This window comes from Paenibacillus ihuae (assembly GCF_001368795.1).
GTDB lineage: Bacteria > Bacillota > Bacilli > Paenibacillales > Paenibacillaceae > Paenibacillus_AQ > Paenibacillus_AQ ihuae.
Genome location: NZ_LN831204.1, coordinates 85,988 through 109,048 on the forward strand (window position 1 = coordinate 85,988; position 23,061 = coordinate 109,048).

Sequence of the window (23,061 nt, forward strand, 5' to 3'; positions counted from 1 at the left end):
TCTAAGCATAATAATTTTATTATATTGGTATCAATCACAACACAATATTATTAAAGCTAGGTGCCGAACCTGAGAGAAAGGTACGGCTTAATAGGGAAACCCGGTGCAAATCCGGTACGGTCCCGCCACTGTAAACGGGGATAAGACGAAAACCGTCAGAATGTAACCCGTAAGTCAGGAGACCTGCCTAACTTAACGAGAGACCTTCACATAAAGCTGAAGGCTTGTTAATGTTACGCAAGTTGAATGACTAAAGCTTCACTGCTTGAGCCACTGGAGTATTTAACTCTGGGAAGGTGCAGTGACATTAGTCAAAACCAAGAATAAAATCCGGTTGACTATGTCTTTTTACGCTACCTTTCCAATGGAGGAATCTCTTCAGTTCCTGCCAAATGAATATATAGCGTATAAAGTGTCCCGTCTACCGGTGGCACTTTTTTGTTTGCTTGGATATTTTGAAAATAGGCACTTCCAAAAAGATTTCGACACGAATATGACAAAACTGAAAAAATATTTTTTATTTAAATACAAAAAACGGCATAACTTATTTCTATTCGCCATATAGTTATAATGTAATCGTCAATAGTGTTATTGCAGCGCACCTTGAAGGGAGGGATTAAAATGAGGGTTTAAACGAAGGACTCAGATTACAGTAGAAGGGAGGAGAACCCCATGAGCATTATACAGGAAACTATACAGTGGATTGCACACCATACAGAGTCAATTAAGAATGTACATGACACAGTGGTGGACGAGCTCCTAAGATACGGTAATGTATTTGTTGCCTATCACCAGGTACGTGAAGTAAATCAAGAAGAAAAAGAAAAAGAAGAAGAGTCCAACGCTCCCGACCAAGAGAACAATGAGGACTCTTCAAAAAAGTAAACAATCTTTTCACAATACTTAGGCGCGTGAACTGTGAATTCACCCGCTGTATTAAACGATATGGTGACTTCTGGAGCTGTGAACTCCACTAGTCACCGACTTCGTTTATCTTCTTATTATATGCTTTACCAATGCTGCAATCTACATACATTTTACTCCTGCTTTTCTCTAATATATGTGATATAGCTATTAGTATGACATTTTTTTGGTGAGCCTATCCACTTTGAAGGCCAGTTCAAGCGAGGGCGGCCGGCAGTGCAGCAAATCTTCAACTCGGGATCCTGGTTCCGGAAGCACTGAGAATCGGTATTCCACCTTGCGAGGCTTTTGTGAATTAGCAACTGGGAGATTCATAATTTGAGGACTGTTTCCCAGTAAAGACAAAAGGGGATCTTTTGTCTATTACAACCGCTTACGGTAAACCTTATATTGTGAAGGTCAAACTCTCCAAAGAGATCAGCAATTTTTTGGTCGATGATTTTTTAACTTAATAAAAAATGAGGAGAACTAATAATGAAGAAAACTAACAATTATGCTCCATTTGAAGTGATAGACCGGAATTTCGCCTCCGGAGGGAACGCGAAAATATTATTAGTTCAAGATAAAAAAGGAAAAAAGTATGCGTTAAAAAGCATAAAAATTAATTCAATTCAAGATGCTAAAAAAGTGAATCGGTTTTTAAATGAAATCAATATTGTAGAAAAGTTTCAAGATAAAATACAAGGAATAATCCCCTTACGGTACAAATCTATTCCAGAGAAAATAAAAGACGAATTTGAGTATACAGAGGACCTTAAGGGAAATGAACTGTGGTATGTTATGGAGCTTGCTGAACCGATTTTCGAAAAATTAGGTACTTGTGATGATTTAGAAGTTATCATTGATTGTTTGATTTCTTTATCCAAAACTTTAGTAAAGTTACATAGCCATAGAATTGTTCATAGAGATATCAAGCCCAGTAATATCTATTACCATAGAGGAGAGTGGGCCTTTGGTGACTTTGGTTTAGTTGCATACCCTGATTTCGAAGATAATAAATTAACAGGAAAAGATGAGAGAGTTGGAAACTACGCTACAATTGCGCCAGAGATGAGACGTGCTGGGCAGGTTAAAGATGCAAGACCAGCAGATGTATGGTCTCTAGCAAAAACATTATGGATGCTAATTACCAAGAATGAAAGTTATTGTTTTGAGGGTTCTTATAATCGTAAGGATGAGGCGATTTCTATCTCTAAATACTGGAAAGAGGTGCCGATAACTCTTTTACATGACATTCTTGAAAGCGCTACTCGTTATGAAGAAAAGGATAGAGTTGATATCAACCAATTTTCAATTATGTTAATGGAGTATAAAGAGCTGTTAGTAGAGAAAAAAAGTATTTTGAGCTACGAAGAACTTCAAGCATTAGTAAAACAATCCGAAGATGGAAGGATCTATCGTAACTCTGCTGACAGTACGGTTGATACGATCGAATTAATTGAAGATTTTCATTTTCACCGAGTGAACCAAGAACTTAAGTTTCTTGCACGGGATCTAGCAGACGAGGTAGATATATTAAAGTATATAAAAATGAAATTGGAATTTTTTAGTCCGAAAAAATATATTGTATCTCCAATAATTGAACACTTTAGAAATGAAAGTATGCCTGCAATAAAGATTTTTGTTAACTACACAGAAACAAAGTCTAAATTTGTAACATTTATAGTTTGTGCAGATAAAGAGGTTCATATCTTTAACCAAGGATATATTATGAGTGATTATTATGATACGGATGGACTAGTTGATTATAGCAAAGTGGATCATTTTATTAATTTAATAGATTCAATATCAATGAAATCTATTGGTCGGAATTATAAATAGAGATGTGACATAATAATATGTCTTAACAAAAAGGTTAAGAATATTGTATCCGCAGCAGCCGCTACGCTCTTAATGTGTTGAATAAGATAGTATTTCTTTTCCTCCGACATGTGACATAGCTTTCGGAGGAAAAGAACATCGCTAAGTTAACGAGTGACGATAGAGGAGTAGAGTAGTGCTGCAGCTGCTCCTCTTGTTTTTAACTATTGGTCTGGATAATTTTAAGGGTAAGGCAATTGAACACATGGGATTCAAAAATGAGAAGTGGCTCTTCTTCTAGAACCAATACTAAATTTATGGAGTCTGATGTTACGGTAACACGAAAAGTCGCGTGGAATATAGAAATCCAGTATATAATATTTAATATTTAATTTTCTTTTTAGAGAAACGCTTGTTTTAAACATACGTGTTTGCACGCATTATCTCCCCGCGGCCCGCTCCTACGCATTCGATCCCCATATTTCTACTTCTTTCTCTGTATGCTTGCTCCTATTCTGATCGCTCGATATCGCTGTTTAGTTACATGCATCATCTTCCTTATTTATGTTGTCCTTTGACACGCTGCACGTACGCATATCCACGAATCTACCCTTCAATCCTGGTAGGACTACGATTCCTGGATCTATCTCTGCACCCATTCCTTCAACCCAGTGGATGATGTGCTCCTGCAGGTGTAGCCTGCCGATTTTGATTATTTGGGGTTACCTTTTAACCCGGTTTTTGCCTTGCGCGCCGGCCCGCCCCCCCAAACCATCTATCATTGTAACTTGATCCGGATTTAGCTGCAGAGTTAAATTTTTCTACTGGATACGTACATAGCAAAAGAATAAACACGGATATAGGTGAAGCGTTTAACTCTGTAACTGAGTCAAGTCTAGGTATAGAGAATGTTGAAGTGCGGTATAAAGGTGGGAGATCCGGATAACGAGGGGAATGATGCAACTCAATGAGGGTAATACGTGCAAACACGTATGTTAATAGCACGCGTTTTATGGTATAATTATGAGTATTAGGAACCCGCTTCCTGACTGTTAAATGGGCGCCGGGAGCGGGTTTCGGCCCTCCCCCATCGTGCAAGTCACTGACCGGCATTTAGAGATTATCAATAGCGCGATGAGATGAAACTCATAGCAGTTTGAATATAGAAAGGATACAAACAAATGAGGAATACGGATAAGGTTGAAAAAGAGTCCACCCTTGGTTCTGTCGTTAAAGTGCAGCAAGTTATTGACTTCATGGTACTTGCTGAACTGCAGAAAGGCGAGCGTTATGGTAAACAAATTGACCAGGTTATCATCCAGTCTCTTGATGGCGTGGGGGTGAATGACTCTTACCTATCACAGCGATTAAAGAAGCTGGCCGAGAAGGGGCATGCCACAAGTAGGTGGGAGGATGATAACCGGTATAACCGTTACTATGAAATCACACCTTCCGGTGAGGAGTATTTTCAGCAGCTCGTACGTGAATTACCGGAAAGAGTAAACATGGCCATCCAGGTTTATGAACGTTTTTCTAGAATCATGAAAAAATATGACCAACCGAAAGGTGTGTAAGGAGATGGACAACTATCAGGAGATCATAGCTTCGCTGAAGCAGCGCTTTCCGGAAGGGACCGTAACACACCGAAAGGATAAGAAAGGGGTTTATATCCCCAACCAGGTCTATACAGATCGGCTTGAGTCGGCAACAGGGAGTGAGTGGGATAAGGAGATTAAGGAACTGGATATTAATGTTCCCCACCGCTTTGTAAAGGCGATCGTACAAATTCGGATTGGTTCTTATGTTCGTGATGGCTATGGAGTATCGATTATGCACGGAGATCCTGCTGCAGACCCCAAAATTATACGCACAGCAGTCGATCAGGCGGTAAATGAAGCCTTTATCGATGCGATTGATACTTATGAGATGGGATGGCAGGATCTGGCCCCCTACAAGCTTGAGGATTGGGCAGGAAACCCCGCTCTTGCACATTTATTACAAAATGGGCCACCTACCGGAGCGGAGGCGGGAGCCGCTCCTATTCAATCATTTGCGGTCTCCAATCACAAGTGCCTAAAGTGTAAAAAGAACTTGAGTAGTGCAGAGTGGGAGCTGCTAGGAAGGATTCCCAATTTGAACCGCGAATCCATGGTATATTGCTTCGAGGATATACCGGCACACTTAAAACGTAAACTTCCAGGAAACGTATTGGCCGATTTTGAAGAGGTTAGGAGAAAAAGGCAATATAACAACCCATAAAGGAGATTTTGAAATGACTATTAGATTTTGAAAATGAAAGGATCAGTCTCACCAATTTTTAAAGTTATCAAAAATTACAAAAAATGAATAGTGAGGGTGTGGAATTTTAATGAGAAAACAATATCTTTTTACAGAAATTATTACAGAAAGAAAACTCTCTAATTTCAAAGCAAGACTCGATGCATATATTCAACATTTACAGTCACAAGGTCATCTTTTTGAAATCCAATTCTCAACTGATGCGATGGGCTATAATGCATTAATACTAGGATATAAACTCCTTGAATAACCTTTGCATACACAACTTACAAAATAAAGAACATGTATTTATGATACTAAATGAAGTACAAAAACTGACCATCGAACAGCTGCCTACCGATGAAAACTATACTATAGGTGGAGTTTCAGTTGGGGAGGATAAACGATACGAAGTACATAGAGTGAATATCGAATGTTTATATTGATTGATACAGTTTCCGGAAAATAAACGATGAACACCGTCTTAATATTTTATTTCCTAAAAGGAGAAAAGATATGACTCAAAAGTTGAAATTGTTTGGTCATAAGTTAATTCTAGGTATCATTCACTTTTTTGAAATGACATTAGCAGGTATTGATGATTTAGCGGGCAAACATAATACGGTTCTGAGGCGTGGCCCAGTATCAAATTTGAAAAGGTCAATTGAGATCAATCGAAAAATCATTAAGGGGGAGCATACAAGTGACGATTTAGTCGAACAATCTATTATCAGAGAAATAAACGGTTTTTGAAAGAGAAGGGTTTAGTGCGAAATACGATCTTCCTTGGACATCCGAAGAAGAACGGGAAATGGTATTTGATCACGGATGAAGGAATCCAATTAGCAGCAGCCATTGAATGACGAATCATATTGAATACATCAGTTCATTAAGGAAGAAGAATAAAGGAGGGTGTTTATAATGAGCAGAACAAAACTATTAGTCTTCATGACTAATGAAGGACATCGTTTGATTGGTGAAATTATCGAACCCACGCAGGACTTTTTGAATATCGTTTCGAAGCAAATCCCCTTTGGTAACGTGGATCAGATGGTAAGGGATGGAGTTTGGATCAAACGTGAGAGACATGTGACCTATTTGTCCAACGATAACATTAAATTTAAAAGGGCAGCTACAGCTTTTGATCGTGAAGATACTTGATGAATAAATCAGAACATTGTAGCTTTATCACAGAAATAGAAGGAGCGAGCTGAATAATGACAAAGGATGCGCAACTACAAAGCAATTCACCAAAAGGAGATTCTATCGTTCATGTTATAAATGTTTCAAATGAAAAAATAGCAGAGTTGATTGATCTACAATCTGGAAAACTCAAATTACGTATTAATGATCAAACAAATATGATCAGAAGGGAATCGTTCTTGGGATTACTCTCGCCAAACGGAGAAGCATTAACAGCGGTTGTTGTATCTTCAAGGCGTACTATGATTGATAATATGCTGAACTTGATTGTTAAAGTAAGTAATTGAAATCTGACAGGAGGTTCGATTTGGTCTATATCAGTTTCAAAGACTGGCAACAGAATGAATAAATCCGTTCATAAGGAAAGGGTGACTATCGTGCCGAAATCAATTTGGGTTGAGGTCCCTGAACGACCTAAAAAATCGCAATTACAAAAAAAAGTGGAAAGACTAATAAAAAAACGTGAAGAAATCGGATCGCCGTTTAATGATCTTGAACTTTCTGTATTCAATGCTCTTGGTAACGTAGAATGGGATGAAAGCAAAGTACATTGGCTTATGATGCAGCAGTTTGATTACATGTACCGGAAGTGTTATCCAAAGGGCAGAGGCTATAGTATTTAGCTCTAATGATCTTCAATGAATATAGCATTTCATAAGAGCAGATCATAGATTATGGAGGTCTTAACATGGGGAACAATAATGCTTTAAAACCAGTTGACTTTAAAAGGAGTTTCGGTGGTGTATTTGCTCCAGATGGTTATTGGGAAAACGCGGATGGAGAGTTGATAGAGATTACTGAGATGGGTCGAACATATAAATCACGTACTATCAAACATATTTTTAAAGCCTTACCTTCAAAAGATGATACAGGTTTAATTGTATTCTCCGGTAGATATGCTGATTCTATTGCAAAAAAACTTAAAGAGTTTGGATGCGAAGTAAATCTTATCGGAAATGAATTTATGGTTGAAACGATAGATTGAGACTGATTGAATGGTATGTCCTGATCAAAACTTTTCACGATCCGTGACGAACGGTGTTCAATCGAATCTCCCTCTAAGGAATATATTGATGTTCAACAGTACATTTATTGTTCAGGATTTGCGGGAACATGAAAAATGGACCCCCGGCTGGGAGTCCTTTCGAGAACGATTACCTCGCTTACTTGTGTCCACGAGGCGCATTCGGGCTGCTGGTCCGATCTCTCCGCATGCCATTTACCAGGTACGTATCTACCTGCACCGGGGGCTTGTAAATAATATAGCATGGTTAAATGACAACTGTCTGCCAGCGAACAAAAGTTCGTACAACAAAAGATCAAAAGACCTCCGGGGAGTAGCGCTTCACGTTTCGGGCAATGAACAGAATTCCCGTTTCGATCATCAGCTCACCAGAACAGGCATAACGAAGAACCGCCAAAGGTATAATCTTTGGCGGTTCTTCGTTTACGCAAATTTTGGTCCAACTGTTATAGGAGAGCAAAGTATTAATCTGAGGATACATCATTGAGTTAATGGTCAGTTATGCTTAATCCGAATGGATCAAGTAAAACAAGCTGTAGATGCCGCCTGGATCACTTTACTTTGAAGAGGTATTGTGGCTGGTCGGACATTACGTGCATTGACGGCGTGATTATTGGCAGAAATGTCATCGAATCATTTGTGAGATCTTTTTGGCGACTGGAGAGTTGCCTTTATCTTCATTAAAAGATTGCTCATCATCGTAATAGTACCTAACAAGTCCGAGCTTGTCATCCTCTTTAATTTTATAGTAGGCCATATAGTCCTTTGCAAACTCTGTGTCTGGACTGCCTATGCTTTTGATAATACTTCCTTTTTGAATGGTAACCCTTGATTCAATCTTTGTTGAATCATTGAATGAGTAAAGGTTCCATGTTCCATAAATGGATTCTATGGAGTCAGAAGGCACGTCCGCAGTATCAGTACTGACCGGTTCAGCATCGGCTGGCGGGTCCGGTAGCACTTCCGGATCATAGTTTTCGATTTCTTCTGTAGTTGCCGACTCAACAGTCTCTGCGGCTGCGCTAGTGTTTGCGCTTGCGCGACTGCCGGCGCAGCCTGTTCCTTGGATTCCGGCATGATGATTAAGAAGCCGACAAAGGCAGCCAGGCCTATCGCAAGCATCATGAGAGTAATGGCCAATCCCTTAATGAATTTCACTATAATTTCCCTCTAAACGTATGTACATGCACTTTATATCATTTCGTCTCAGGGGGCAATAAAACAGCACACCTACTTATTTACCCTTTAAGACAAACCCTATCTCAGTGTTGTAGCGGGAAGAGGGGCGTATGTTCTATTTTTCCATTGATTAAAATAGCGAAAAGTGGTTATAATACAAACAAATGTTCTTATTTCGGAGGCGGTGAACATGAAACTGGCAGCAGGTCAAACCATCGAAATCGTGTACATGGATAAAGTCAGGAAGATCACACAGCGGAAAATAGAGGTATTAGGCATTCAAGACGGACGTATACGAGCTACTAATCAGATTACTGGCACACCGAGGGTGTTTTTGTTAGACCGCATCCTTGCTTGGCAGTCAGTGGGGGAAGAACGGTATGCTAGATGACACCCCGCGTAAATTACTTAGAGTAATATCCCAGTTTCGATACCACTTTAAACGAATGCCTACGCTGATGGAGCTGGGAAGATTAAGCGGAAGGCGATCGGCGGAGATAACGAAGGGTTTCAAGGTTCTGGCAGCCGAACATTACATACAATGGAGCGCGGGTGATCCGATAGAGACAGCCATCATCATAACGGAATGGGAAAGGAACGTTCCGTATGCAACACAGCAGAAAGGCGCACAGAGGGGCTGTGACGGAACAAATATAGATTACTGGTTGTATCATTAGGAGGCACATATTATGAGTAAGTTGGATGCCAATGAGCGATGGAAGACAAAGATGGTCATGCCTGAATATGTTGATGAGTTTGAGCAGTCAGATAAAAAAGAGGGAGCTGGAGCCGGCGGGCAGATGCTTACGATGACGGAACGTACGATGATAAGGGACCTCATTTTGCTACCATATATAGATTCAATGGTGAGCAAAAGTATCGAAGAGATTGAACATTCGGGAAACGTTCTGGAAAGAGTGTACTTAATGGCAGGTCGATATATACAAAAAAGAGTGATGCAGGAAACCTACCAACTACAAAAGGAGCTTAGACAGAAAAATATAAAAGTGTTGTTGGATGTACAAGAAGACTTTGTGGTGTATTATAAAATATACTTCCGCGGTTACCAGGAGCGTTTTGGCATGACTCGTGACGTAATTAGGACCGAGATTAGCCTACGCTTGACCAATTACACGGCCGATCTCGGAGCAACATTAAAAGATAATCTTAAATAAGTTAGCCCCGAGCCAGCAGGCTTAGGAACTGATCCTCCATTAATTTCCCTAACTCACCCATGGACTTGAATTTTCTGGAAGTTCCTGCAGCAGCTGCGCGGGATTAAGTTTTGTCCTGAAGCTAAAAATACCCGTCAGTACTATCGCTGCCTATGGATGAAAAAGTGATCAGTACCAGGGGTACCGCCAACATTTTAACGAAAATATACGCTAAGCCTTCGGATGTTCCCGGCTTAGCGTTTTTTCTTACTCTAAGAATAGTCCGGGCTAAACCGCCCGGACCACCGGTCATTCAACTTTCTGCTGTTTCAACGGTCGCAATGAATTGAGAGACGTATTCTGCTTAAAGTTGAATTTGTATTCGCCAAGAAAATTGATGTGCTCCCATCCAAGGGGGGAAATGTGATTTAGCAGTTCTTCCTGAAGCTTACCTTGTTTTTTGCGGTGTTCAGTTGCCTGCTGGAGATAGACGGTATTCCAAACACTAATAGCATTGATAATAATGTTCAACGCACTTGCCCGTTGGAGCTGATCTTGTAGCGCACGTTCCCGCAGTTCCCCATGTTTGCCGAAGAAGATCGCTCTGGCCAATGCGTTCATGGCTTCTCCTTTATTCAACCCTCGATGAATTTTTCTCCGCAGCGCCTCGCTCGAAAGGTAATCCAAGATGAAGATCGTTTTCTCGATACGCCCCATTTCTCGCAGCGCGTTAGCCAAGCTGTTTTGTCTTGCATAGGAACCGATTTTCCCCATAATGAGTGATGCTGAAACGGTTCCTTCCCGGATGGAGTGAGCCAGCCGGAGAACATCGTCGTAGTTCTCTTGAATGATCTTGGTATTAATTTGTCCGCGAAGCAGCTTCTCCAATTTAGGTAAATCGGAAGGTTTTCCGATAGCGTAGAGCTTGGAATCAGCCAAGTCGCGTAAGCGCGGCGCAAAGCGAAATCCAAGCAAATGCGTTAAACCAAAGACTTGATCGGTGTAACCGGCTGTATCCGTATAATGCTCCTCGATGGACAAGTCCGTTTCGTGGTGGAGCAAACCGTCGATGACATGTACGGCATCCCTAGCGTTCGTATTGATGACTTTCGTGTAGAACGTCGAAAACTGGTCGCTTACGAAGCGATATATCGTTGCTCCTTTTCCGGTCCCGTAGTGAGGATTCGCATCTGCGTGAAGCGACGATACACCGATCTGGACGCGCATTCCATCAGATGAGGAAGTAGTGCCGTTCCCCCAATATGAAGGCAGCGCCAGCTTATGATGAAAATTAACCAGAACAGCTTGCGCTTTATTCATCGCGTCTTCGTACAGCCTCCATTGAGCTGTATTGGCCATTTGCCGATATGAAATGCTCGGAGTGGCTTCAGCCATCTTCGTAAGACCGATGTTCGTTCCCATTGCCATAAGGGTAGCCATAAGGATTGTTGTTTCTTCCTCGTTCGGAGCGCGGTTACTGGAAGCGTGAATAAACTGCTCATGAAAATTCGTCCAGTTGGCTACTTCCATGAGTAGATCCGTCAGCTTGATTCGTGGTAGCAGCTCATAGAGGGAGAGACTGAAATTCCGTGATTCATCGGGAACATCTTTCTCCAATCGGTCGATGTGCAATTTCCCGTTCTCCAAATTAACTCCGTCCAGCTCATTGATGTGATCCGAAACCCAGTTTAATCTTTGAAGAAGCGCTTCAATCCGTTCTTCAAGATACTCCTTTGCGGACAAGCTGACGGCAAGCTTTGTAGCGTTAGGAGCAATGCCATTCCATTCGTCTTTCGTCACAAGGTATTCCTCGAAATCCTTATGCTGACGGCTTCCGACTATGGACACGTCCCCAGAACGAACGTAATTCCGCAACTCTGTCAGGACAGCCATTTCGTAGTAATGCCGGTTGATCGTTCCGTCATCGTCGTAAACGTGCTTTTGCCAGCGGTTCGAAACGAAGTTCAGAGGCGCGCCCTCCGGAACTTTCCGCTTCCCGGTTTCATTCATATCCCTGATGATATCGACCGCCTTCATTAGCGGCTCTGCGGACTTAGTTGACCGAAATTCCAACGATTTTAGCAGCGTTGGCGTGTATTTCCGGAGCGTATAGAATTTCTTTTCCAACAAGTCCAAGTAGTCGTAATCAACGGGTCGCGCCAGCCGTTTAGCTTCCTCCACGGATGCAACGACCTGATCCCACGGCATGACGGCATCAAGAGCAACAAACGGATCAATACCTTCGCTTCGGGCCTTAATAAGAGCGGCTCCAAGATCGGCAAAGTGAACAATTTTTTCGTTGATCGACTTACCGTTTTGTTTTTGAAGTTCCTCTTGAGCCTTTCTTCCTTTGGAAAGCAGTATCATGATCTGCCGGTCATGAATCTCGAATGCCAGGTCTGTCAAATCCTGAATCAACTCCAATAGGTACGCTACTAAAATCGCGTACTTTTTCGGATCATTAAAGCGGCGGAAGGAATGAGGTTCGTAACGTGAACCGATTTTAGAAAGCTGTCGCAGCCGATTCGGATGAATGCCTTTCGTATCGACTTGCAGCTGCAGGTCGCGTATGTATTCGAGTTTTTCAATAACCTTCAAAAATGAATCCGGAGAGCATGTACCTGGAATTTCCCTTAACCATGCCAAGTAGGTTTTGCTACTTTCCGGCATGGTGGTCAAGATGCGATCCAACTTAGCAATCTGTAATGCTGTCAGTGAATTGCTGAGCAGCTTGAATATTTTTTCTTCTGTTCGTTTGCGAGTTTCCCAAACGGATCTTTCAATTGTAGCTATTGAAGGAAGAATGATTTTACGCTTACGTAAATCTTCGAGTGCGAGCTGAATCAGGTGTAAGGGATTGCCGTTTGCCATTGCATGATTAAAAAGATGCTTGCACAAAGAACGATACTCGCTCAAGGTGAATGTCTGGAAACCATATTCCTTCCGGATCTCATACAGATGCTCGTATCTCGTGGCTTCTCGGTCGCCGTAAGATGCAAAAGACTCCACATCGGCATTGATTTGTTTTGCAATATAACGAAGGACTTGAAATGGCACATCTCTTACGTCAGAAAGCGTCCAGCCGAGATAGCGAAGTACGCACAGCTGCACGGCAAAACCGAGGCGGTTATAATCTCTTCGCCGCTGCTGGATGATTTCAAGGTCGTGCTGGGTAAATGTGAAATAGGTGCCCAATTCCCATTCGCCGAGATCAGGCGGTATTTGCAAATATTGCATCCTTTCCTCCGGAGTTAGCAGTTCCCTTACTCTCGCGTACATCGTTCTCATCCCCTTATTGCCAAGATATTTTTTCAACTTCCGCTTGCAGATCCGCACGAGTCGCCTTGACGTAAATCATCGTTGTATCCAGACTATCATGTCCCATAATTTGCGCCAAGCGGTGCAATGGGGTGTTTTCTGCCACCACGTACCCGAACCGGTGCCGCAGATCGTGGGCGCTTAATCCTTCGAGCCGCGCTGCTTTCATGTATTTTTGAATCACATGGCGTAATGCTCGTTCGGTTAATCGATCGCTAGTTTTCTCCGATGGAAACAGATAAGGACTATCCGAAGGAAGGAGTGCCAGATATTTTTCTAAAGCAGTTCTGCACGTAGCGTTCAAAGGTACTTCTCGCTGTTTTTCCGTTTTCCGGATCGAACCGTAAGCTGACCGCTGCGTTTACCGATTTGAATATCTCCGGGAGCCAGATCGCATACTTCCATTGTTCGTAAGCCGGTGTGAAACATCACGATGAGAATCGTCTGATCCCGAAGGGAACCGCCATGCTCAGCCGCAGCGATCAATGCAGCTTCTTCTTTGTCTGTCATCTGCCTGGGACTTACCTTTTCTTCCCGAACCAATTTAACCGGCTTCGAAGGGTTGCGGTGAATCCTGGATTCCGACACGGCCCACTCGAAAAAACGTTTCAGGGTTATAAGCCGCCGATTAATGGTCGCCGGTTTCAATTCCATTACTTTTTGCGCGGCTTCCCGATATCGTGTTAATGTTGGAGTAGCCACATCTTCAATTCGAAATATAACCTCTTCCTCTTGGTGGTTGGCTGTCTCAAACCAACCGATAAAATGTTTCAAGTCGCTTGCGTACTCCTTTAGTGTTTTGGGATTCAAATCTTCGTGGGTGGTGAGAGCGTGAATGAAGTCCTGAATTATCTGCTCGCCCTGTTCCGAAATCCCCGGTGTCTCTCTCATTAGCAAAGCCTCCAAATCTTGACTTACATTAGCGGACATGGCATTCTTATCTTAACCGAGACATTAGCGGACATCAAGTGTATGCTTTGAAAACACCTAATGACCGCTAATCTTTATTAGCGGTCATTTAACCAACTTTAGAATATGATCCGTTTACACGCGTCAACTGAACTCCTCCCTATAGATTACCAATTATAATTGGTAATCCTAGGCTACGAGTAATCTTTTACGATAAAGTCGTTTAATAAATCGAATGCCTCCATTAGCTTGGGGAATAGACCTATATCTCTTATTTCATCCGCCTCTGCTCTTGATTCAGATATTCGCATGTTTTTTCCGTCGGCAATGTCGCCCGGTAGTGGCATGTAGATCGCGGCACCGATGGATAGCAGATAACAAAGCTTATCCAGCACGACCAGCATATATTGTTCGAACCCGGCGTATTTCTCTCCATAAATCGCCCGCAACTTGAATAGCTCTGTCAAATATTCGTTGACAGTCACCATGTCTTTTCGATGGGGGATCATGTCAAGGACCATGAATTGGACTTCAAAACCCGGGTGTAGCTTAACGAATTCCATAAAGTTCTGGCGCGATTGATTCCAGTTGCTCGTTGGCCTCGGATGCTCCTGATGGTAGTTGACTACCTCGTCATCGTGTATGAAGCACGCTCCTTTTTTATATAAGCGCAAACCGAGCTCCCAATCCTCCCAGCCGTATCCCTCGAACCGTTCGTCGAAATACCCGGACCGGTCAAGTAGCGACTTCGGCAATGAAACGTTGCTTGTGATGAAGTTCATCCAGCTATAATGGAATTCCTTGAAATGAGGACCGTGCTTCGCGAGGATTCCGTCAAAATAATCATACTCATAGCTGAGCGGATCCAGCTGTTCCCGATCGCCCATCGATTCCAGCGGCAGCAACTGAATGACCGTCCGATCTTTTTGGATAAAATGGTCGATCAATGGTTGCGCGGAAGGGCGGTGAAGGTACAAACTTTGCAATTGTGAAATCTGCTGTTCCGAATAACAAGGATCGGCCACCGTATAAATTCGTTTCACCTTCATGCTCCCGGAGACAACAAGCGGAATGCCGCTTTGATGATGGCGCATATGCTTCTCGATGAAATCGGCGGGACAGAGCATCTCGGCATCCAGAAACAACAGGACAGCCCCGGAAGCAATGCTTATGCCGATATTTCGCACTTTCCCCCTTCCGACCGGTTTCTCCAAACGAACGTATTTGATCGGAAACGGAGGATTCAAATGGTCGATTATGGATGGGGTCGAATCCGTCGAACCGTCATCCAAAAAAATAACTTCCATCTGGTCGGCCGGATAGGTCTGTAGTTGCAATGTACGCAGAGCGTAATAATTTAACGGACAGCGGTTATGAGAAGGCATAATGACACTGACTTGAATATACTTCGGGGTGGAATTCGCGACCAACGTTCCTGAAGCTGGGTTCCAATGCCAATAAAGTCCTGGTTCATCGCCTTTTAGATCGGTGAACATGAACGCTTGTATTTCGGCTTCCGTTCTCGCCATGCTCCAAACTCTTACCTGTGCCGCTTTACCTATAAAATGGCCGTACGTATGCCCCCCCACAGCTAATGAAGGGTAAACATGATCATATTTGCTGGGAAGACCTTGTTTAATAAACTTGCCGTTAATATAGAGGCGGGGGAGCTTATTATCATATACGACAGCCACATGCTGCCACTTCGCGAACGAGTGCGCATAGACAAGCTTGGCCGGCATATCGTTCACTGTATGCTCGTGAATAGATATGCCGTTCGTTCCGACCGCGATACCAAAACCCGCATTTTCCGGAAACAGGAAATCAGGACCGATCAAATAGTTTTTTCCTGATACTCCACTTATGCCGCTTATTTGTTCGAATTCAAGCGTTTGTTCCGCTTCCGCTGTCACCCAAAACTCGTACGTAAACGTATCGGCCAGGTCTCGGATGTTTTTTTGAAACATAATCGTCTCGTTCCCGCTGAAATGCAAGGCGCCGAGCTCCATCATAGGGGCCTACCTCCCATTATTAATCATCCTCCGTTCCCGGTATTGCGAACATCCTGTCCGAAGTAACAATCGTACGCTTGATTTTCCCCATCGGGCGGGTCAACCAGGCATTTTCGCAAACGACGCTTTTCTCAATGACGCAGCCGTCAAGCTCCGCGCCATCCCCAATCGATACGAACGGACCGATCGTCACATTCGTCAGACGGCAATTTTTCCCAATTGAAACAGGGCCTATCAACGTACAGTTATCTGCGATCGTTCCGCGATTCATAATGATTCGGGTTCCCTGTTCTAGCTTCAGCATGTTCAGGTTGGATGCAAGCCATCGCTCCGGCGTGCCGACATCCATGAACCATTCCTTCGTAACGGTGTAAGACATAGAATGCCCATTGTCCAGAAGCCATTGAAGCGCATCTGTTATCTCATATTCCCCTCGCGACGACGGGCTAACCACATTTTCCGTTAGGAAAATAGCCGGTGAAAAAACATAGATACCTATAATTGCCAAGTTGCTCTTGGGATGTGCCGGCTTCTCTTCCAGACTTATAATTTGATCGTTTACGACTTCAGCAACCCCGAATTCCTGCGGATTATTCACCATGGCTAGGAAGATGGATGCACGGTGTCCCTGGAAGCATTGAATAAGCGAACTTAACGAACCGTTGAATACATTATCGCCAAGCAGCACGACAAAATCGTCGTCGCCAACGAAGGATCGGATTTGAAACAGCGCATGCAATATACCAAGCGCTTCGTGTTGAACAATCACACTCACGTTTCGATGCGCATGAAACCGGTTCAGATGCTTCTTTATTTGCGATTGGGAGGGGTTGATTACGACGGCGGTTTCATTGATCCCCGCCTCGGCCAATTGATCCAGCGCACGGTCCAAAATCGTTTTATTTGCCACGGGCAGAAGCGTTTTGGGAACGGAATCCGTAATGGGTTTGAGTCTGGTGCCTTTCCCAGCGCACAAAATGATTCCTTTCATTCGTTCACCTCCATGCTTCCATATATACGTCTTGCCGCTCGGTTAAGTTTGGACTTTAATCCAAATCATAATTGTGCGGGTGCCTGTTCCAAAACCTGAAGCGCGGGAATATACTGTCTGAAATAGCAACGAGGGAAGGTGCACAGTTGAGAATTGTCCAAGTTGCCCCTGATTATGTGACCACCCCGCCCGAAAAGTACGGAGGCATCGAACGCGTCGTATATGAGCTGACCGAACAGCTTTCGAACATGGGACACGAAGTTTTTTTGTACGCCTTGCCCGGCAGCCGAACAAGCGGACAACTGATTGCATACAAGCACTGGGGGGACGCGTGGGAAATCGCCCGTTTCGTGCATGCCACACTGCCTCCTTCCGTCGATATCATCCACGATCACACGCACGGCTCCGTAATCGGAAGAAGCTCACTACCCGTTCCGGTCGTCTGTTCCATCCATGTTCCCTGGTGCGGTGAGGTGGAACATCCTGTTTTTATGAGTGGTATCATGCGCGCGAAACTGGGCGGGGGTCGGGGACATGTCGTCCATAACGGCCTGAATCCCGGCGATTTCCCTTTTTCGGCCCTCAAATCGGACTATCTATTGTTCCTGGGCAGGCTGATCGAAAGCAAAGGGGTGCTGAAAGCGATACGCATCGCCGAGGAAACGAACATGCGACTTGTACTGGCGGGACCGGAAACAGACATTGTCGAACCAGAAACATCGGCGTTCTATATTCGTCACGTGCTGCCGAAAATTCGAGCAAATCAAAATATCGTCTACGTTGGGGAGGTTGGGGGTACTTACAAACAGCAATTGCTGAGCCATGCAAAATGCCTCCTGTTTATGTCGGACGACGAAGCTTTCGGTCTCGTGATGATCGAAGCAATGGCCTGCGGAACTCCTGTGCTTGCGCTCCGGAACGGCTCGGTTCCGGAAATTCTCGAAGCTTTTCCCGAGTTGATCTGCAAGGATGCTGAAGAAGTAGTGCATAAGTTGGACTCGGCTGAATTCCCAAGCCCGGACCGGCTGCGTGATCATTACCTTTGCTGCTTCACCTCTTCTGTTATGGCCCAAAACTATTTGACCTTGTACAAAAAGGTGCTTGGATTAAACTAGGAGGGGATTAGAATGCCCAAGATTTCTGTCTTAATGCCTGTATATAATGGCGCGGCGTATTTGGAAGAAGCTATACAAAGTATCCTGAATCAAACCTATGACGATTTTGAATTTATCATCATAAATGACGGTTCGACAGATCGCAGTGGAGAAATCCTGAACACATATGTTGATCCGAGAATCGTGCGGATTGAAAACAAGATCAATGTGGGGATCGTCGAAAGTTTGAACGAGGGTATTCGTGCCGCCGGGGGGGAATTCATCGTCCGGATGGATGCTGATGATTTCAGCTTGCCGAATCGGCTTGGCATCCAATCGGCTTTTATGGACAGTCATCCAGAGATTGGAGTATGCGGTTCCTATGTTCAAGTCATGAATAGGGAAGAGATTTGGTACCAACCCGTGCATCCGGAAGAAGTGAAATGCAGGCTTCTGTTCCATTGCTGCCTTGCCCATCCGTCCGTCATGCTCAGAAGAGCGGTTCTGGATCACTATTCGCTTCGTTATGACTCTTCTTATGCCCACGCCGAAGATTATCAATTATGGACGTGGCTTTCCCGGGTTACAAAGCTCACGAATGTTCCGGAGGTGCTGCTGCATTACCGTAAGCACGAGGGACAGGTCAGTATTCGCCGTCAATCCGAGCAGCTTGGGCAGGCGGATCGGATTCGGTATGAACAGCTGCGATGGCTCGGGGTTGAACCTAGCGAATCCGAGTTTGCCATACACTTGGACCTGTGCTATTCCGGCAGACGATCAGATGCCACGGCGAAGTCGAACTGGATTCGCAAATTACTAACGAGCAATATGAAGACTGGAGTCTACGATCAAATCGCTTTGATGAACCTTCTGTCCTCATTGTGTTCCTTCTGACGGTTCAACCATCAAACGATGCCGTTATCACTTCTTTCAGGGTTGGCGGGACCGGATTAATTTTCATTGCAGCTGCTGGCCAGCTGGCGTAGGCATTTCCTCGTACAAGCCGATTTTGATCCCGTAATAATCGAACAGCATCATGGTCAGCCGGGCGTGCTGCCCCATGACCGTTAGTTCTGCTGCTAGCTTGTTCATGCTCTTGCTGGTCCAGCGCAAAGCGGATTGAGGCTCTCCGCGGGTAGCCGGATTGATTAGGCTTTCCAGATCCACCAAGCAACGGGGGGCCGTATCGTGACCACCGCAGACGGGGGTTTTCGCGCCTATGGAAGACCGAACTGCAGCGGCTGCCGATGAAACCGGACTCGTGCTTGCCGTGAGTCATCTTCCGCCGGGCACGAGCAAGTGGAACAAAACTGAGCATCACCAGTTCTCCTACATTACGCAGAATTGGTGCGGCAGGCCGCTGACCAGTTACGATGTCATCGTCAACTTGATCGCGGCAACACTTCAAATCTGTCTTAGGTTATTTCGTATAGGGTCCTTAGTTGATCGGCTACGTACTGTTCTATATTTTCTGTAGGTTCAATCATTTGGTTCAGTCTTCCCCGAAGTATAGGTTTTGCAAGAAAAACTCGGCGAATACGTATCCGCTAACGCTAAGCGTATATTTTCGTTAAAATGTTGGCGGAACCCCCATCTGTATATGATGAACTCCTCGCCGTTACTTATGTTGCTTCTCCAAGGTTTTTTTTTAACACCACGAAAAAATTCAAAAGTATAAGCCTCATCCTTGGTATTGAGGACGGAGATGTCGCAAGTCCCTTTACATCCGGCTTAGAATCATTTCTTGATATAGAAAAACGGATTAACTTTATAAAATCCTTACCCCAAGCTGCACAAGAGAGCATTTGTTCCAATCAATATCAAATTCGATATGCTAAACAAGGATTCTCAGTACACTCGAAGTTTTATTTATTAAGAGGCCAGAAAGGTAATCGTATCATTCTGGGATCCGCAAATTTTACAGAGAATGCGTTCCAAAGCAAAAAACAATTCGAAGAAATCGTCGTCTTTGATGATTCTCCTTTATTTGATATTTATCAGGATCGTTATCACAAAATTTATGAACAGACGTCTGAATACATACCGGAAGCAATCAAGACAAAGATTATGAAGGAACATGTCTGGGTTTCCGATCCAGAAATAATGAAAGAAATCCTAATAGATGAAGTAATACGCAACAAGGTCATCGTTCAATTTACAGAGGAAGAAATGGAAGAGATCAAGCTGCTTCCAGGTAAAATTGAGGTTGAGAACTCCCCAACCACGGAGTTTTTTATGTGGACATACAATCGCTGACATCAAAATGTCTTCAAGCTGATGTATAATAGTGTAGTCGATCTGTCGAATAAAGGATTTACCAGTAGGATTGTGGAATAAATCCAATCGAACTATTAGGCTGGTATTACGGAGTGATCTTTCATGAAGTTTTATAAATGGAAGGGAAATTTCAAACCTATTAGAACTACCACTATAATAATTGGAGGAATAAAAATGTCAAGTGCAGCACAACGTGCCCAATTACAATCCCAAATCTGGAAAATAGCCAATGATGTCCGTGGCTCAGTAGATGGATGGGATTTTAAACAATATGTTTTAGGAACGCTTTTTTATCGCTTCATTAGCGAGAACTTTTCTAGCTATATTGAAGCTGGAGACGAAAACGTCAAGTATGCAGACCTTCCGGATGAGATTATAACGAAAGAAATCAAAGAGGATGCCATTAAAACAAAAGGCTATTTCATATATCCAAGTCAACTGTTTGCTAATACTGCGAAAACTGCTAATACAAATGAAAGCTTGAATACTGATTTAGCTGCTATATTTTCTGCTATTGAAAGTTCAGCAAATGGTTATCCATCTGAACTCGATATTAAAGGTTTATTCGCTGATTTCGACACGACAAGCAATAGACTAGGGAATACTGTGAAAGATAAAAACAGTCGTCTAGCTGCTGTCATTAAAGGTGTTGGAGGGCTTAATTTTGGTGGGTTTGAAGAAAGTCACATTGACCTTTTTGGTGATGCCTATGAGTTTTTAATCTCTAATTATGCTGCCAATGCTGGTAAATCTGGAGGAGAATTCTTCACACCGCAATCAGTGTCTAAACTTATTGCTCAATTAGCTATACATAAACAAACAACCATAAATAAGATATATGACCCTGCAGCTGGTTCAGGTTCATTGCTATTACAAGCAAAAAAACAGTTTGATGCTCATATTATCGAAGATGGGTTTTATGGACAGGAAATTAACCATACAACTTATAACCTTGCTCGTATGAATATGTTTTTACACAACATAAATTACGATAAGTTTAATATCGCTTTAGGAAATACACTATTAGACCCTCAATTTGGTGATGAAAAGCCATTTGATGCCATTGTATCGAATCCACCTTATTCCGTAAATTGGATTGGTAGTGATGATCCAACCCTTATTAATGATGAGAGATTTGCTCCTGCAGGAGTATTAGCGCCAAAATCTAAAGCCGATTTCGCTTTTGTACTTCATTCGCTTAGTTACCTTTCAAGTAAGGGTCGTGCAGCTATCGTTTGTTTCCCAGGTATTTTTTACCGTGGTGGTGCAGAGCAGAAAATTAGAAAGTACCTGATTGATAATAACTTTGTTGAGACGGTTATTTCATTAGCACCTAACCTTTTTTATGGGACTTCAATAGCGGTTAATATCTTGGTTCTTTCTAAGCATAAAACGGATAATAAAACTCAATTTATTGATGCAAGTGGAGTAGATTTCTATATAAAAGAAACGAATAATAATGTACTTACAAATGTACATATTGAGAAAATTATGAAAGTGTTTGACAGCAAAGAAGACGTTGATCATGTAGCAAAATCCGTTGATTATGAATCAATCGTTCAAAATGATTATAACCTGTCTGTGAGCTCCTATGTGGAAGCAAAAGACACAAGGGAAGTCATTGATATAAATGAGCTGAATGCAGAAATAAAAACGACTGTAGGAAAGATAGATAGGCTTCGTGCTGAAATTGATGAGATTATTGAGGTGATTGAATCATGATGAAGCCGAACTTAATGGAGAAACTGCTTGATGGGGTTGAGGTGAAATGGGAGTTTCTAGATAAAGTTTCAGATTATGAACAACCAACGAAATATTTGGTAAAATCAAAAAATTATAGTGATGATTTTGATATACCCGTTCTAACAGCAGGTAAAACTTTTATACTCGGATATACAGATGAAATAGATGGTGTCTATAAAGCATCAAAGAATCCTGTTATTATTTTTGATGACTTTACAACAGCAAATAAATGGGTTGATTTTGATTTTAAAGCTAAATCATCAGCAATGAAGATGATTACATCAAAAAATGAATCAGAAGTTCTATTAAAATATATTTATTATTGGCTAAATACTTTACCTACTGAACTGGTTGAAGGAGATCATAAACGTCAATGGATTAGTAATTTTGCTAATAAATTAATCCCCATCCCAGACCTTCAAATCCAAGAGGAAATAGTTCGTATTTTGGACACTTTTACAGAGCTTACAGCAGAGCTTACAGCAGAGCTTACAGCTCGTAAAATGCAATATAAATATTATCAAGATAAGTTGCTGACTTTTGAAGAGGGTGACGTTGAATGGAAGACGTTGGGGGAAATTGGTGAGTTTGTACGGGGCAACGGATTGCAGAAAAGTGATTTTGCAGAGAGTGGTGTAGGCTGTATCCATTATGGTCAAATTTATACTTACTACGGGAATTTTGCATATCAAACAAAATCTTTCGTTTCACCAACATTGGCAACCAAGTTGAGAAAAGCTCAGAAAGGCGATTTGATTATTGCGACTACAAGTGAAAATATTGAAGATGTTTGTAAACCTCTGGTTTGGCTGGGTGAGGATGAGGTTTGTGTCAGTGGAGAGACTTATATTTTTAAGCATAATCAAAACCCAAAGTATTTGGCTTATTATCTCCAAACCCCTATGTTTTTTGATTATAAAAAGCAAAATAGAACAGGAACAAAGGTTATTCGAGTACATGGGGATAAACTGGAAAAATTTAAAATTCCGATACCTTCTCTTACCGAACAAAACCGTATCGTATCTATTTTAGACAAATTCGACGCCTTGACATCCTCAATCACTGAAGGCTTACCTCGTGAAATAAAGTTGCGTCAAAAACAATATGAATACTACCGTAATATGCTTCTTAGCTTTCCTAAAGGGGAGGTTTAAAA

General features: G+C 42.7%; 21 protein-coding genes, 3 pseudogenes and 1 riboswitch. Of the genes and pseudogenes, 18 read left to right on the forward strand and 6 right to left on the reverse strand.

Annotated elements, in window-relative coordinates; all coding sequences use genetic code 11:
• The first annotated feature begins 41 nt into the window (after window positions 1-41).
• Window positions 42-205: riboswitch (cobalamin riboswitch) on the forward strand.
• Window positions 206-672: 467 nt separating this feature from the next.
• The 10 genes from AQR02_RS28230 (at window position 673) to AQR02_RS28275 (ending at window position 7,189) form a co-directional block, all read left to right on the forward strand.
• The gene (locus tag AQR02_RS28230) at window positions 673-885 is read left to right on the forward strand and encodes a hypothetical protein (RefSeq protein WP_054943645.1); all 213 of its coding nucleotides are present in this window, start codon (window positions 673-675) and stop codon (window positions 883-885) included.
• A 513-nt stretch (window positions 886-1,398) separates the two neighbouring features.
• The gene (locus AQR02_RS28235) at window positions 1,399-2,745 is read left to right on the forward strand and encodes a protein kinase domain-containing protein (protein ID WP_054943646.1); all 1,347 of its coding nucleotides are present in this window, start codon (window positions 1,399-1,401) and stop codon (window positions 2,743-2,745) included.
• Between the two features lie 1,160 nt (window positions 2,746-3,905).
• A complete protein-coding gene (locus AQR02_RS28240; RefSeq protein ID WP_054943647.1) occupies window positions 3,906-4,298 on the forward strand; it encodes a PadR family transcriptional regulator in 393 nt (130 codons plus the stop codon).
• 4 nt (window positions 4,299-4,302) lie between these two features.
• Window positions 4,303-4,983: a hypothetical protein gene (locus tag AQR02_RS28245; protein ID WP_054943648.1), complete on the forward strand. Its 681-nt coding sequence runs from the start codon at window positions 4,303-4,305 to the stop codon at window positions 4,981-4,983.
• Window positions 4,984-5,092: 109 nt separating this feature from the next.
• Complete coding sequence (locus AQR02_RS28250; RefSeq protein WP_054943649.1) at window positions 5,093-5,272, forward strand: hypothetical protein; 180 nt, start codon at window positions 5,093-5,095, stop codon at window positions 5,270-5,272.
• Window positions 5,273-5,517: 245 nt separating this feature from the next.
• The gene (locus tag AQR02_RS28255; protein ID WP_054943650.1) at window positions 5,518-5,754 is read left to right on the forward strand and encodes a hypothetical protein; all 237 of its coding nucleotides are present in this window, start codon (window positions 5,518-5,520) and stop codon (window positions 5,752-5,754) included.
• Window positions 5,755-5,922: 168 nt separating this feature from the next.
• Window positions 5,923-6,162 carry a hypothetical protein gene (locus AQR02_RS28260; protein WP_054943651.1) on the forward strand — a complete coding sequence of 80 codons (240 nt, stop codon included), beginning with the start codon at window positions 5,923-5,925 and terminating at the stop codon, window positions 6,160-6,162.
• 56 nt (window positions 6,163-6,218) lie between these two features.
• On the forward strand, window positions 6,219-6,491 hold the full coding sequence (locus AQR02_RS28265; RefSeq protein WP_054943652.1) for a hypothetical protein: 273 nt from the start codon (window positions 6,219-6,221) through the stop codon (window positions 6,489-6,491).
• A gap of 90 nt (window positions 6,492-6,581) precedes the next feature.
• The gene (locus tag AQR02_RS28270) at window positions 6,582-6,827 is read left to right on the forward strand and encodes a hypothetical protein (RefSeq protein ID WP_054943653.1); all 246 of its coding nucleotides are present in this window, start codon (window positions 6,582-6,584) and stop codon (window positions 6,825-6,827) included.
• Window positions 6,828-6,892: 65 nt separating this feature from the next.
• Window positions 6,893-7,189 (forward strand): hypothetical protein, encoded by a 297-nt coding sequence (locus tag AQR02_RS28275; protein ID WP_054943654.1) that lies wholly within the window; start codon window positions 6,893-6,895, stop codon window positions 7,187-7,189.
• A 664-nt stretch (window positions 7,190-7,853) separates the two neighbouring features.
• Here the strand turns inward: AQR02_RS28275 and AQR02_RS32715 are convergent.
• Entirely contained in the window at window positions 7,854-8,189 is a 336-nt protein-coding gene (locus tag AQR02_RS32715) for a hypothetical protein (protein ID WP_159067866.1), read from the reverse strand.
• 408 nt (window positions 8,190-8,597) lie between these two features.
• Here AQR02_RS32715 and AQR02_RS28285 point away from each other — a divergent pair, with 408 nt between their 5' ends.
• Window positions 8,598-8,798 carry a hypothetical protein gene (locus AQR02_RS28285; RefSeq protein WP_054943656.1) on the forward strand — a complete coding sequence of 67 codons (201 nt, stop codon included), beginning with the start codon at window positions 8,598-8,600 and terminating at the stop codon, window positions 8,796-8,798.
• Window positions 8,799-9,096: 298 nt separating this feature from the next.
• Window positions 9,097-9,582: a YhjD family protein gene (locus AQR02_RS28295; protein ID WP_054943658.1), complete on the forward strand. Its 486-nt coding sequence runs from the start codon at window positions 9,097-9,099 to the stop codon at window positions 9,580-9,582.
• 288 nt (window positions 9,583-9,870) lie between these two features.
• Here AQR02_RS28295 and AQR02_RS28300 read toward each other — a convergent pair whose 3' ends face one another.
• The 4 genes and pseudogenes from AQR02_RS28300 to AQR02_RS28315 form a co-directional block, all read right to left on the reverse strand.
• On the reverse strand, window positions 9,871-12,840 hold the full coding sequence (locus tag AQR02_RS28300) for a Tn3 family transposase (RefSeq protein WP_054943659.1): 2,970 nt from the start codon (window positions 12,838-12,840) through the stop codon (window positions 9,871-9,873).
• Window positions 12,841-12,853: 13 nt separating this feature from the next.
• A pseudogene (locus AQR02_RS28305) lies at window positions 12,854-13,770 on the reverse strand (tyrosine-type recombinase/integrase).
• Between the two features lie 212 nt (window positions 13,771-13,982).
• Window positions 13,983-15,800, reverse strand: a complete 1,818-nt coding sequence (locus tag AQR02_RS28310) for a glycosyltransferase (protein WP_054943660.1) — start codon at window positions 15,798-15,800, stop codon at window positions 13,983-13,985.
• Between the two features lie 19 nt (window positions 15,801-15,819).
• Window positions 15,820-16,791 carry a sugar phosphate nucleotidyltransferase gene (locus AQR02_RS28315; protein WP_054943661.1) on the reverse strand — a complete coding sequence of 324 codons (972 nt, stop codon included), beginning with the start codon at window positions 16,789-16,791 and terminating at the stop codon, window positions 15,820-15,822.
• Window positions 16,792-16,937: 146 nt separating this feature from the next.
• Between AQR02_RS28315 and AQR02_RS28320 the strand changes: the two genes are divergently transcribed.
• Window positions 16,938-17,906 (forward strand): glycosyltransferase, encoded by a 969-nt coding sequence (locus AQR02_RS28320; RefSeq protein ID WP_054943662.1) that lies wholly within the window; start codon window positions 16,938-16,940, stop codon window positions 17,904-17,906.
• 12 nt (window positions 17,907-17,918) lie between these two features.
• Window positions 17,919-18,779 (forward strand): glycosyltransferase family 2 protein, encoded by an 861-nt coding sequence (locus AQR02_RS28325; protein ID WP_054943663.1) that lies wholly within the window; start codon window positions 17,919-17,921, stop codon window positions 18,777-18,779.
• Window positions 18,780-18,941: 162 nt separating this feature from the next.
• On the opposite strand, the pseudogene AQR02_RS35010 reads toward AQR02_RS28325, so the two are convergent.
• A pseudogene (locus AQR02_RS35010) lies at window positions 18,942-19,055 on the reverse strand (ISAzo13-like element transposase-related protein); the annotation flags it as partial.
• A 44-nt stretch (window positions 19,056-19,099) separates the two neighbouring features.
• On the opposite strand from AQR02_RS35010, the pseudogene AQR02_RS28335 reads away from it, so the two are divergent.
• The 4 genes and pseudogenes from AQR02_RS28335 to AQR02_RS28350 all read left to right on the forward strand — a co-directional run.
• Window positions 19,100-19,287 (forward strand): annotated as a pseudogene (locus AQR02_RS28335) (ISAzo13-like element transposase-related protein); the annotation flags it as partial.
• A 176-nt stretch (window positions 19,288-19,463) separates the two neighbouring features.
• A complete protein-coding gene (locus AQR02_RS28340) occupies window positions 19,464-20,141 on the forward strand; it encodes a phospholipase D family protein (protein WP_209444331.1) in 678 nt (225 codons plus the stop codon).
• A gap of 123 nt (window positions 20,142-20,264) precedes the next feature.
• Entirely contained in the window at window positions 20,265-21,884 is a 1,620-nt protein-coding gene (locus AQR02_RS28345) for a type I restriction-modification system subunit M (RefSeq protein WP_245237780.1), read from the forward strand.
• A gap of 14 nt (window positions 21,885-21,898) precedes the next feature.
• On the forward strand, window positions 21,899-23,059 hold the full coding sequence (locus tag AQR02_RS28350; protein WP_245237781.1) for a restriction endonuclease subunit S: 1,161 nt from the start codon (window positions 21,899-21,901) through the stop codon (window positions 23,057-23,059).
• Window positions 23,060-23,061 lie beyond the last annotated feature (2 nt).